This window comes from Thermoleptolyngbya sichuanensis A183, assembly GCF_013177315.1.
In the GTDB taxonomy this organism is placed as follows: domain Bacteria; phylum Cyanobacteriota; class Cyanobacteriia; order Elainellales; family Elainellaceae; genus Thermoleptolyngbya; species Thermoleptolyngbya sichuanensis.
Window position 1 is genome coordinate 2,313,096 of record NZ_CP053661.1, and the last position, 12,480, is coordinate 2,325,575.

The window sequence follows — 12,480 nt, forward strand, 5'->3', positions numbered from 1 at the left end:
TTCGTTGCAAGACTGGCAAGACCTCAACCTGCCACCATCCAACTCGCAGCGCTCAGATTCTCAACACGCTGGGGCTGCCCAACCTGCACATGGGGGGAACATTGCCTGGGCTGCGGCTCTGGCGGGTTGTTCTCCCCATTTAATTTTGGACTTTTCGGCCAGTATCAATCCGCTGGGGCCGCCCCCGTCGGCGATCGCCGCGATCCAGGCTCACCTGGGCGATCTGCGCCACTATCCTGACCCCAGCTATGCGGATCTGCGACGGGCGATCGCCGCGTTCCACCATCTTTCCCCCGACTGGATCTTGCCCGGAAACGGAGCCGCCGAACTGCTCACCTGGGCCGCCCGCGATCTTGCCACATTGGACACCGTGCGGCTGCTTACACCTGCCTTTGGCGACTATCTCCGCGCCCTGCGGGCCTTTGGGGCCAACGTGGAGAAAATCCCTCTAGCGGTGGATCGCCTGACGGTAGATCGCCTGACGGTAGATCGCCTGACGATGGATGGAGCCTTAGAGCAAGCCATCCCCACGCCTCTAAGCCCCCACCCTCAATCCGGCTGGCTGCTCAACAGCCCCCACAACCCCACCGGAACCCTGCTATCCCGCGAAATTATCCGGGCGCTGCTGGACGAGTCGCCGCTGGTGGTGCTGGACGAAGCTTTTATGGACTTCTTGCCGCCGGAAGCACAGTCCCAAACCAGCCTGCTGGCGTGGGTAGAGCAATATCCAAATTTAGTGATCGTGCGATCGCTCACGAAGTTTTATAGCCTGCCGGGGCTGCGCCTGGGCTATGCGATCGCCCATCCCGACCGATTGCAGCGTTGGCAGCAGTGGCGCGATCCCTGGAGTGTGAATTCTCTGGCCTCTGTAGCGGCGATCGCCGCCCTGACCGACACAGTCTTTCAGCAGCGCACCTGGAGTTGGCTGCCCCCTGCCCGTCAGCAGCTTTTCGACGGACTCGCGGCTCTGCCGGGTCTGCATCCCCTCCCTAGTGCCGCCAACTATCTTCTAGTGCAAACCGATATCTCTGCCACTGACTTGCAAGCCCACCTGCTCCAGCACCACCAGATTTTGATTCGCCACTGCACCAGCTTTCCCGAACTGGGCGATCGCTTCTTTCGCGTTGCCGTGCGGACAAAGGCGGAGAATCAGCGATTGCTGGAAGCCCTGGGAAGTGAGGTAAAAGGAAGAGAGAAGAACGAAGAATGAAGAACGAAAAATGAAAATGTTCTTCTCTCTTCTCTCTTCTCTCTTCTCTCTTCGTTCTTCATTTTTCCCTCTTTTCCCCTCCCCGTTTTTCACTTTGCCAAAGCTGCTCCAGCAGTTGGGCCACACTGCGGGCTGGCTCATTGCAGCTAAGTCCCTGGCAAACGAGGCCGATGGACTCGGCGGGGAGGCTTGATTCTGCGGCGAACATGGTTGTGGGATGGTACTGGCTCAGCAGGAACGGGAGGCGATCGCCCGATGTTTTGACCAGCGTATAGGTTTGCAGCCAGTCCAGCGCGATGAACAGGCTGGGGCAGATCTGCGGCGTTTTTTCCATGACGCTGCCGAAACTCTGGAGCGCGTGCTGGGCTTTGTCCAGATAGTCCAGCCGTCCGGCACGGAGAAACAAGCGGATCAGGTTGGCGATCGCCACGCCATTGGCCGCGGGCACGGCGCTGTCATCGTAGCTGCGTTCGCGGAGGATCAGATCCGCACGGGCATCGGTGTTGTAATAGCCGCCTTCGTCGCTGCCCAGGTATGCGTCAAATTCGGCTTGCAGCGTCAGGGCGCGATCGAGGAAATGGAGGGGCAGGTCGCCGGAGGCAATGGGCGCAAGGGCGATATCGCTCCGCGAGGCTAGTGCCAACGCCGCCTGATCCAGATCCAGCAGCGCTTTGATCAGCAGGGCATAGTCTTCGGACTGGGCCAGCACGCTCACTGCGCCGTCATAATTCAGCCGATGCAGGCGATCGCCGACAATTTGATGCTGCCAGATAAAGTCTGCAGCACGGTTGGCCAGGTGAAAGTAGTCTTCTCGCTGAAGCACCGCTGCCGCCCGGGCCAGCCCGGAAATCATCAGGCTATTCCAGGCGACGATCATTTTGGTGTCGGTGACGGCGGGAATGCGGCCCGGCCAGGCGTGGGTTCTGGCTTCGTTGTTATTGCGGGCGGGCGGAAAGGGGGCAACGCCCGGAGCGCTGCCGTAGCGAACCGCAAACAGCGCCGCCAGGGATTCCTCGACCGAATTGGGTAGATTTCCCGGCTGCCGCCGCTGAAGCACGATTTTCCCTTCAAAGTTGCCCGCTGGCGTGATCGTGAAGTGTTCCGTCAGGGCTTGCAGCGCAGGTTCGGAGAGATGCGTTTCCAGGTCGGCATAGCGCCACACATAAAACGCGCCCTCCTCCGGTTCGCCATCGTCTGCGTTCACAAAGCTATCGGCATCCTGCGCGGCGTAGAAGTAGCCCTCCGGTGCGGTCATTTCCCGCTGGAGCCACTGCACCGTGAGGGCGATCGCCCGTTCAAAGGCCGGTTCCTGCATTCCCGCCGCCCACAGGTTCGCCAGATACTCCACAATTTGCCCATTGTCGTAGAGCATCTTTTCAAAGTGGGGCACAGTCCAGGTCGGGTCTACAGTGTAGCGATGAAAACCACCCGCCACATGGTCAAAAATGCCCCCCAGCGCCAGATCTAGCCCCCGCTGGCGGCACTGTTCCCGCGCATCATAGCGGACGGTTGCATCGTCCAGCAGTTCCGAGTCGGCAAACCGGATGCCCCGCAGCGCCGCCTCTGCGTAGGGAATCATCGGAAAACTGGGGCCCATGTCTCTGGCCGACAGGATGCCCGCGCAGTATTGCAAGCCCTTTTGCAACAGCACATCGTCCAGCGACTCCACCGCTGACAGGGCTGCCGTCTGCTGAAATCGCGCCTGAATCTCTGCCTGAACGGATTGCAGACGGGGGCGATCGCTCTCATAGATCCGCTTCAACTCCTGCAACACCCGCAAAAAGCCCGGCCGCCCATAGCGCGGATTCACTGGAAAATAAGTCCCACCATAAAACGGCAGCAGCGTTTCTGGATCGAGAAACACATTCAGCGGCCAGCCGCCCGCCCCGGTCATCATTTGCAGCGCCTGCATGTAGATGCTGTCTACGTCTGGCCGCTCTTCCCGATCGACCTTGATGGCAACGTAGTGGGCATTTATATAGTCGGCAATTTCCAGGTTAGAAAACGCCTCGCCCTCCATCACCGTACACCAGTGACAACTTGAGTAGCCAATCGACAAAAAAATCGGCAAACTCTCCCGCCGCGCCAAGGCGATCGCCTCGTCGCACCACGGCCACCAGTCAATCGGATTCTCCGCGTGCTTCCGCAGATACAGGCTTTGGGCGTTTGCAAGTCGGTTCATCAGAAATTGGGAGTATTAGAACACCGGGGTCGTCGATTCCCCTCCCCCCATCATCCCACCCTCTTCCCTTTTCCCTCTTCGTTCTTCCCTCTTCTCTTTTACTTCAACATCTCCTCAAACTGCTTCTCCCAGGTCTGATGGTTGCCCCGCGCCACCTGAATAACGGGCGTATAGCCGAGAATACTGTTCACCGTCCAATTCACCAGAGACATCGGGAAACGTAGCGGGCGGGCAATGTCGAGAAACAGCACCACGCGATAGTCATCCGTGTCGTTCCACACCTGGTGATAGTAGGTGTCATCGAAAATCAGACTCTTGCCTTCTTCCCAATAGGCGGTTTGCCCATTGATTTCAATGCGGCAGTTCTCGCGGGGTTCGGGCACCTTCAGCGCCAGGTGATATCGGATCAGTCCCTTATGCTTGCCCCGGTGCAGCGGGATGTGCTTCCCTGGCGCGAGGATCGAAAAGAAGGCGACCTTTAGCCCTGGAATAGTTTCCAGCAGCTTCACGGTTTCTGGGCAGCGCTTGCAGTTTGGCTCCGAACGAAAGCCAAACGCCCAAAAGAAAAAGGTCTTCCAGCGGTCGTCGTTGGCGATGCGGTGCTGCCGGGGCGAAATGTCCTGAAAGTTGGGCAGTGCGTCAGCATATTCCATCACCTGATCCAGTTCTTTGCGGATCACCTGCCAGTTTGCCTCCAGGCGCTCGGCCCAGGGAAACTGCTCTTTGCTAAAGAACACCGACTCGCCGACGATCGAATACTCCGGAACCTTGCTCTCGATAAATTTGACGACTTCCGTTAGCGTGTTTCCCATAGTGCTGGTTAATATTTCCTTTGTGACTGACTCCGTAGCTATCCTCTAAGTCCAACCCGTTCTTCCGCCATGCGGATTTCGCGCTCTACAGTTAATCCTGCCAAATATTGGCGGTCTTCGGTGATGTGGGGAAACTTGAGATGGGCTTCGGGAATCCCCCGCTGGAGCAAGCGCTGACGCAGCGTTTCAAAGCTGCCCGGTGCCAAGATCCGCAAGCGCGGCGGCGGCACTACATCTGCCCGCTTTTTGGCATAGGACAGATGCACCTCTTTTAAGATTTCGTCGAACCGCTGCAAGAATCGCTCTGGATCGGCGAGGGTCTGCCCCGGTGCCAGTTCTACGTTGACCAGATAGTGGGGTGGCACTTCATGCTTGGATAGCGTGATGCAGAAGTTTGCCAGCGACAGGTCGAATTCGTGCTGGAGGGCTTGTATCACCTGGATCGCGTGAAACTCGGTTGTTTTTTCGGTCGTGGAAGACAGCAGCCCGCCCAACCGATGGCGAAAGATGACGATTGGAGCCTGGTTGTAGAAGCCGAGAATTTCTACAACATCGCCATTGTCGTAGCGGTATAGCCCGTTGTAATTGGTGACGACGATGCGATAGCGCTTGCCCAGCAGCACCTCATGGGGCAGTAGGGTTTGAGGATTTTCCAAGTCCCACTGATCTTCGGGGAGAAATTCAAAAAAGCCGCTTTCGATAGCCAGGACGGTGCCATCGCGGTCGATGTCGTGATACACGCCGTAGGTGGCTTCGGCGGAGGAATAGATGCCGCCAAAGACGGGCGTATTGCCGAAGTAGTGGGGGAAGCGCTCCAGGTAGAAGCTGGAGGTGCCGCCGCGTGCAGTGACAATCAGGGAAAGCCTGGGCCAGGCAAGTTTGGGCGTGAGCGTGCCGTGGGTTTTGAGGATGGCTCGCAGTTGGGCAGCGCGTTTGGGGGCGGGCTTGAGCTGGCGTTCTAGTTTGGCACGGAGATGCGGTTCTAGATCTAGCCAGGGGGCGATCGCCCCTTGATCCAAATCTTCAACCAACTCTGCGCCGTAGCACTCCAGATAGTCGCACAGTTGCAGCGCCGTCACCGGGAACGTCGCCCCCAGCAGCGACAGGTTGGCATCCCGCAGCGCAAATAATAGACAGACATAATGCCGTGCTGTGCTGTCGCCGATGAACAGCGTTTCATAGGGATGGGCAAAAATCTGCTTGTACAGCCAGCCGCTATGAATCACGGTGCCTGCACTGATGGGGCCGTAGGGAATACCGCCTTCGGTGGTGCCGAATATCCGCGCCGAACTGGTCATCAGCATTTTGCCCAGCGGTAGCCCGCGTTCTTCCGCTGCGGCTACCATAAAGCCAGTGCTGACCTGGTTTGCCTTCGAGAGCATTCGGCGAGATCGCTTCGTCGCCGGAATCAGCTTTTGCCGTCCCGTAGTGCCGCTGGTCATGTTGATGTACACCACCGGGTCGGGGGTCAGGACGTTGGGAATGCCCTGGGCAACGCGCTGAGCGTAGGGTTCATAGACTGTGTAGGGCGAGATCGGCACCTGCTGTCGAAACTGCTCTACGCTTTTGATACTTGCCAACCCCAAGTGCTGCCCTAGTTCCGTGTTTTGATAGCAGCGCAATAAGTCCAGTAAAAACTTCTCTTGAACTGCTGCGACATTCTTGGTTTGCTGGACAAACCGATTTTTCTTCCGACGCGCAGCAGCCTTCACCAGTGAAAGCAAAAGACTCCCCATGAATTCGCAACTCACACCACGTTACAAGTATTCATCCCGCAGGATGCAGGCCAATCTATCATTCACAAGACTTGGAAATTGACACAACTGTTCCACTTTGGGTAGAGCCACAAAAGTGGGCGTTGCACCATCCAGATTTGAATGGTCAGATTCTATGGATTGGAACACAGTGGCGATTCATGCAAACGGGTGATTAGGCCGCTTTGGGAAGCGTCCAGCGGGCGGGGCGGCGAGGCGAGGGAAAATCGGGTATGCCGTCCGAGCCAACGCCTTCAATTTTCTCAGGCAGCGGGCGCGGCTCTCGGTCAAACCATTTGCGATAGAGTTCGGCGTATTTGCCGCTGTCGATCAGGGAGGCGAGGCCGCTGTTGACAAACTCTCGGTTGGGCGAGTTTTTGGGCATGGCGATTCCCAAGAATTCGTCAGTAAAGGGTTCGCCTGCAAGCTTCATACCCCGCACGCTGCCGGTTTGGATGGCGTAGGAGGCGGCGGTTTCGCCGCTGATGACGGCATCCACTTTGCCTTGCAGCAGTTCATTCCAGGCGGTTTTGCTGCTGTCATAGCCGATGACGGTGGCGTTGGGGATGGTGCGGGCAATGCTGGCTTGAACGGTTCCCGTTTCAACCCCGATGCGCTTGCCTGCCAAACTGTCCAGGTTGGTGATGCTGGTTTCACTGTCGCGGACGGCGATCGCCATGCCAGATTTGAAATAGGGGCGCGAAAAATCGGCGACGCGCTGCCGTTCGGGGGTGATGGTGATGGCGGCGATCGCCATATCGACCTCGTTGCCATACAGCTCCCGCATCACATCGTCGAAGAACGACAGCGGCACATATTCCATCTGGGTTTGGGTGGCTTCAGCAAAGGCATTCATCAAGTCAATCTCAAAGCCCTGGAGCTGGCCATCCGCCGTTTTAGAAGCGAACGGTGGATAGTTGGGCACAACTGCAACGCGCATCGTCGAACCCGGTGCAACGGCTTGCGGCGTGGGGGCGCTACAGGCGGCGATCGCAACCGTGAACGTTAGACCCAGCAGGATAAAAAAGAGCGATCGCACGAATCGGGGGAATCGGACGAAATCAGGAAAAACCATCGCAACAACGTCTCCTGGCGCTGGGGACTACAAGCGGGATTGGGGATTTTGGATTGGGGATTTTGGGTTTTGGATTTTGGGTTGGAGATTGCGGAACGGAGATCTCGCGCCGTGCCCAAATTGTGACCCTGCCCAACCCTGCCCAAATTGTGATAATTCACTTCAGTGAATTAATTGTGGAATGAGTGAATTAATTGTGGAATGGATTCTGCACAGGTTAGCAAAACTGCCAACATTTTTTACTTTAGTTTGGACTAATGGTGAAGAGGAAGGCAGTCAATGAGAAGCACCGACTGCCGTAAGGTCAATGAAGTACAACCAACATTGACCCCATGATTTTCAACGAACTTCAGCAATTTCGCCAAACGTTGTATGCCAGCTTGGGAAACGCCAGAGATGCCCTGTTTGATCTGATGGATGCCGTGTTAGTGAGTGCGTGCATCGTGTCGTTTGTGAGGCTATCGCAGAGTCCTGTCTTTCGTCGCCAGTGGTCGAGCACCTATGAAGCGTTGCGCGATAGCCGCCTACCCCGATCAAAGGTGCTGAAGCTGTTGGTGCAGCAGATACCGACTCAGCAGCAACCGTTGTTGGCAGGTGATGCGAGTCGGTGGAACCGTCCTGCTGCCAGGCGTTTGAAAGACCGCACCTTATCAGGCAGAACAGGACATGCCCCGATAGCCGGACAAAACTACAGTACCTTAGCCTGGATTGCTGAAGACAGGGGCAGTTGGGCATTACCATTGCGGCATGAGCGCATCACCAGCTTTGAAACACCCGCCAGTAAAGCGGCATTCCAACTCAAACAAGTGACTCGGCAGTTAGCGGTGCGTCCGTTGGCGATCTACGACCGAGGGTACGGCAATGCCAGTTTTGTCAACCAAACGGCAGGGATTGAGGCAGACTTGCTGCTGCGGGTTACATCCAATCGATGTGTCTATGGCGCGCCCCCAGCGTATCGAGGGCGAGGCGCACCTGCCAAGCATGGACATAAGATGAAACTCAATGACCCTGACACTTGGAGTGTCCCGGTCGAAACCGTTGAAGTCGATGATCCCAACTGGGGACGAGTGCGGGTCAGTCGTTGGAGTGCATACCATTTCCGCAAATCCCCCAAACGGGCAATGGAAGTGTTGCGCGTGGAGGTGCTGGAGACACAGAGCAGCACGCGACGCTTGGCTCCTTTGTGGTTAGTTTGGCTGGGTGAGCAGATGCCTCCGTTAGAAACCCTGTGGTTGCACTACCTCCGTCGCTTTGCCATTGAACACTGGTATCGCTTTGCCAAGCAGAGGCTATATTGGACACATCCCCAGTTCAGTTCTGTATCGGCAACCGAACAGTGGAGCAGCCTGATGCCGTTGCTCAGTTGGCAGTTGTGGTTAGCGCGAAAGGACTGTACTGACCACCCCTTGCCCTGGCAGGCACCGCAAGAAACGTTGACTCCGGGTCGGGTCGCACAAGCGTTTGCAGGCATTTTGGCAGCGATTGGCACCCCTGCTCCTGCGCCTAAACCTCGTGGTAAATCGCCAGGACGAGGCAAGGGGCACAAGCCAACTCCTCGTCCCTGCTATCCGATGGTCAAAAAACGAGCCTCGAAACGCAAGACATCCGAACAATCCCTGAACAGTCCGGTTGCAACAGCAGCTTAACTGCGAGCAGGATTGTATCCAATTCCTTAAGTTCAACTGTTATGAACGGTTGAGCAGATTCTTTATGGCATCCTGTTGAGCATTATTGTGATGCCAGTTAGTCCAAACTAAAGCTCCCTAGAAGCCCTAGGCAAGCTGGCTCTGCTGGCCGCACAGCTATGAAACCTGGCTGGGCAGAGGGGCGATCGCCACCACAGGCTTACTTTATCTTGCCTATTTTGGATATATCTTCGCAGTGTGGATGTAGCACTTTTGGGATGTGACCTGGAATGCGATCGCGCATCAAGCTGGAACGCCTATCTGAATGCAATTTTACTCGATCTTTCCTGCGCTGATTACAACATCTTCATAGAGTGCAGAAATCGTATCGGTAAAGTTGAGACTTTCTAAATGGAACGTCTCGGTGTCTGGCGTGTAGTATTGCAGCACCCATAGCCCAGCTTCATTGCGACGAAAGCACTCGACCCGCTGGTGGCGCGTGTTGATCAGAACATATTCTTCCAGGCTTTCTAACAGTTGATAATCTGCAAACTTATCGCCCCGATCAAACGCTTCGGTAGAGTCTGATAACACCTCCACAATCAGCCTGGGAAACTGCTTAAAGGTCTCATTTTGCTGATCGCGAGGATCGCAGGTCACCATTACATCGGGATAGTAATAACAATTTCGCGCTTCGATGCGAGCCTTCATATCCGAAATGAAAACCCGACAACCCGTCCCGCGCACGTGCCCCCGTAATAGCGCAAAAATATTTCCTGCAATCGTCACATGGGCATCGTTCGCACCCGCCATAGCATAGATTTCACCATCTCGATACTCGTGCTTGATCGCGCTTTGGGCTTCGAGTTGGAGATATTCCTCAGGGCTGATGAACTGGGGTGAAGCAATCATAGGGCTTGTTCTAGAACGCTGCGGAAGGAGTGTTGGGGGCTACTGCAAGGTAAATGGAGGTTGGCTGGAGGGTTGAGCCTGCGGCTTTGGGACTAGAAGTTTTGGATTAACGAATGCTGGCTGCATCGAGTTTCGGCGGAGATGGAGCCGAGCGATCGCCCGCTTTTTTCTTCAGTTTGGCTCAGTTTGGCAAATTTGGACTGAACCCCTGGCTTAATCCTGATGGGCCCAACGCCTAGTAACTAAATTCCACGATGAAACTGGTTGCACCGTCTCGACTGTCAACGCGAATCGTCGCCCCCAACCGCTCCACCAGTTTCTTAACCAGTGCCAGCCCTAGCCCCGTGCCGCCCTGATGCCAAACGTCGTGATCAGGAATGCGGTGAAACTTTTCAAAAATGCGATCGCACTCTGCCGCGGGAATTTCTACTCCTGTGTTGCGAACACAAATCCGCAGCCCATCAGACGTAGACTGTACAGAAAGAGTAATGTACTCTCCAGCGGGGGTGTACTTGCAGGCATTGTTCAGCAATTCGCCGAGAATACGCTCTAAATACGATAAATCGCTGGAAAAAGAGGGAAGCGACTCTTCAATCTGAATCTCTAGCTGCTGCTGCTGATTTCTAGCCCGCTCCACATAGGGTTCTGCAATGTAGGGAATAAAAAACTGGAGCGGAATCATGCTGATATTCAGCGGATCGGTGCCTGCTTCTATGCGGGCCATCTCTAGCAAATTGTTAATTAGCCGAATTTCGCGCTGGCTCTCGTCTTGCAGCACTCGAAAGTAGCGCTTCACGATTCCTGCTTCGTCTGCGAACACACCCAGGGGTTCTAGATGCACCTCCAGCAGTTGGATTGCCATGAGGATATTGGACATGGGCGATCGCATTTCATGAGACACGGTGTTCAGCAGATCGTCCTTGAGCCGATTTAGCTCCTCCAGTTCATGCAGTTGAAGCTGAGCAGCTTGGTAGAGGTGAGACTGGCGGAGGGCGATCGCACAGTGATTGGCCACCTGCTGCACCAGCCGATCCTCCGCCTCGCTGAAGGTTTGCTCAGCCGGACGAAAGAGCCACAAATCGCCAAGAATGCCCTGATCGTCATAAATCGGACGCGCCAAAATCGCCCAATGGCCCGCTCCATATCGAGGGCACTCAGGCAAATAACAGCAAAAGGGGCCAGAGTTCCCCTGCGCGATCGCCGCATACATTGTCGCCGATTCGATGGTTAAATCCTCGACCCTACAACACTGTACAGCCCCATCCTGGTGATACTCATAGTCAATCGTTACCTGCGTTTGCGCCGCATTGTAAAGCCCGGCATTGCACCCCACCAGCGCCAGCCCTGCCCCTAATTCCTGCACTGCCGTTTGCAAAATCTGCGCCTCATCCAGGCTATCACGCACCCGATCCGTAATTCGCTTGAGCAGCGCCTCAAACTCGAGCGCCTGTTCTAGCTGGGCCGTGCGCTGCTGCACCAGATCTTCTAGCCGAGCATTCAGGGCTTCTAGCTCCGTCTGCTTCTGCTCTAGGGCGGCCCGGGTTTGCTCTAGCGTGGCGTTGGCCTGGATTTGAGCTTGCATGGCAGCTTCGGCATCGCGGCGGGCTTGCAGCAGTGCCTCCTCATATTCGCTCCGCTGCTGGATCGGAATCAGAACGCACTCATTTAGCACTTCCCCCTGGCGCTGATGGCGGGTCGCATTCACCAGCATCGGCAGGCTTTCCCCCGTTCTAGAGCGAACTGGAAGATAGATTTCTTCAACCTTGCCTTGCAGCTTGAGCAGCGGAAAAAAATGAGTTTGGTAGAAAATGCGGCTAGCGGTTGGCAGCAAGGCTTCTAGGCGCTGCCCTTTCACCTCGTCCAGACCGCATTGCAGCAGTTCCAGCAGGGTAGCATTCGTCAGGGTGATTGTGCCGTCGTCGGTGAATGCCAGGAAACCGCATGGCGCGGTGTCCAGCAATTCATCTAGATGGCAGGCACACCGTTCGACAGGTGATGCGGTCTGCGGTTCATTCTGCGGTTTATTGTGCGGCTCTGATGACATGAGCGGCGGAAAGATAATCTTGGATTAGCTGGATGGTTTCGTCGGGATGGCTCATGTGGGGACAGTGACCCGTTGCCTGCATGAGCTTGAGGGTGCTGTGGGGGAGATGGCGATGGAGATAGTGGCCGACTTCTGTAGGGGCGATCGCATCTTCGGCACACTGCAAGATCAGCGAAGGTACGGTCATGTCAGCCAGAATCCCCCGATAATCTGATAAAAACGTTGCCTCGGCAAAGCGCCGTGCAATCACTGGGTCTGTTGAGCAAAAGCTCTCTTCCAGTTCCTTTGAGAGTGAGGGACGCTGTTCGTTTTTCATGATAACGGGAGCCAAAAAGCTGGCCCATCCGAGATAATTCTTATCCATCAGATCCATCAATCCCAGAATATCCTCTCGCTCAAAACCGCCACAGTAGTCCGGCGGATCGTTGAGGTAGCAGGGCGACGGCCCCACCAGGATGAGCCGCTCAAACCGCTGGGGGGCTTGCATCGCCGCCAGCATTCCAATCACGCTGCTCACCGAATGCCCTACAAACATGACATTCTGTAGATCCAGCGCTTCACAAATCTCTAAGACATCCTGAGCATAGCCCTCCAAGCGGCTGTAGCGCTCTGGGTCGTAGGCTCGCAAGTCCGACTTGCCCGACCCCACATAGTCAAACAACACAATTTGATAGTCGGCAGCGAAGGCTGGCGTAACGAGTCGCCACATATTTTGGTCGCAGCCAAAGCCGTGGGCAAACAGCATCGGCTGAGTGCCCTGTCCTGAAACAGTGACATTGTTGCGAGTAAGGATGGATTGGGGACGCTGGTGGGAAAGTTGGGGGTCGGCGGGAAAATCGTTTGGTATCAGTTGGTTTGTCTGTTGG

At 55.8% G+C, this 12,480-nt stretch carries 10 protein-coding genes; 3 read left to right on the forward strand and 7 right to left on the reverse strand.

The annotated features are described in order from the left end of the window. Nucleotides 1-28: 28 nt before the first annotated feature. On the forward strand, nt 29-1,210 hold the full coding sequence (gene cobD / locus HPC62_RS09735) for a threonine-phosphate decarboxylase CobD (protein ID WP_172358878.1): 1,182 nt from the start codon (nt 29-31) through the stop codon (nt 1,208-1,210). Between the two features lie 58 nt (nt 1,211-1,268). Here the strand turns inward: cobD and HPC62_RS09740 are convergent, their stop codons facing one another. From HPC62_RS09740 to HPC62_RS09755, 4 genes are all read right to left on the reverse strand, one after another. Continuing rightward, nucleotides 1,269-3,395, reverse strand: a complete 2,127-nt coding sequence (locus tag HPC62_RS09740; RefSeq protein WP_172358879.1) for a thioredoxin domain-containing protein — start codon at nt 3,393-3,395, stop codon at nt 1,269-1,271. Between the two features lie 95 nt (nt 3,396-3,490). Continuing rightward, entirely contained in the window at nt 3,491-4,204 is a 714-nt protein-coding gene (locus tag HPC62_RS09745; RefSeq protein ID WP_172355212.1) for an aspartyl/asparaginyl beta-hydroxylase domain-containing protein, read from the reverse strand. Nucleotides 4,205-4,242: 38 nt separating this feature from the next. Next, entirely contained in the window at nt 4,243-5,940 is a 1,698-nt protein-coding gene (locus tag HPC62_RS09750) for a GH3 auxin-responsive promoter family protein (RefSeq protein WP_172355214.1), read from the reverse strand. Between the two features lie 193 nt (nt 5,941-6,133). After that, a complete protein-coding gene (locus HPC62_RS09755) occupies nt 6,134-7,033 on the reverse strand; it encodes a transporter substrate-binding domain-containing protein (RefSeq protein WP_172355216.1) in 900 nt (299 codons plus the stop codon). A gap of 332 nt (nt 7,034-7,365) precedes the next feature. Here HPC62_RS09755 and HPC62_RS09760 point away from each other — a divergent pair, with 332 nt between their 5' ends. Continuing rightward, nucleotides 7,366-8,679: an NF041680 family putative transposase gene (locus HPC62_RS09760; RefSeq protein ID WP_172353244.1), complete on the forward strand. Its 1,314-nt coding sequence runs from the start codon at nt 7,366-7,368 to the stop codon at nt 8,677-8,679. Between the two features lie 312 nt (nt 8,680-8,991). Here the strand turns inward: HPC62_RS09760 and HPC62_RS09765 are convergent, their stop codons facing one another. Beyond that, nucleotides 8,992-9,570, reverse strand: a complete 579-nt coding sequence (locus HPC62_RS09765) for a Uma2 family endonuclease (protein WP_172355218.1) — start codon at nt 9,568-9,570, stop codon at nt 8,992-8,994. A 113-nt stretch (nt 9,571-9,683) separates the two neighbouring features. Between HPC62_RS09765 and HPC62_RS23935 the strand changes: the two genes are divergently transcribed. Further along, nucleotides 9,684-9,809 (forward strand): hypothetical protein, encoded by a 126-nt coding sequence (locus tag HPC62_RS23935; protein WP_255548819.1) that lies wholly within the window; start codon nt 9,684-9,686, stop codon nt 9,807-9,809. On the opposite strand, the gene HPC62_RS09770 is transcribed toward HPC62_RS23935, so the two are convergent. Both HPC62_RS09770 and HPC62_RS09775 read right to left on the reverse strand, forming a co-directional pair. Next, complete coding sequence (locus tag HPC62_RS09770; RefSeq protein WP_172355220.1) at nt 9,806-11,614, reverse strand: sensor histidine kinase; 1,809 nt, start codon at nt 11,612-11,614, stop codon at nt 9,806-9,808. The two genes, HPC62_RS23935 and HPC62_RS09770, sit on opposite strands and share 4 nt — an antisense overlap. Then, the gene (locus tag HPC62_RS09775) at nt 11,592-12,359 is read right to left on the reverse strand and encodes an alpha/beta fold hydrolase (RefSeq protein ID WP_225906885.1); all 768 of its coding nucleotides are present in this window, start codon (nt 12,357-12,359) and stop codon (nt 11,592-11,594) included. The genes HPC62_RS09770 and HPC62_RS09775 overlap by 23 nt, the downstream gene beginning before the upstream one ends. Nucleotides 12,360-12,480 lie beyond the last annotated feature (121 nt).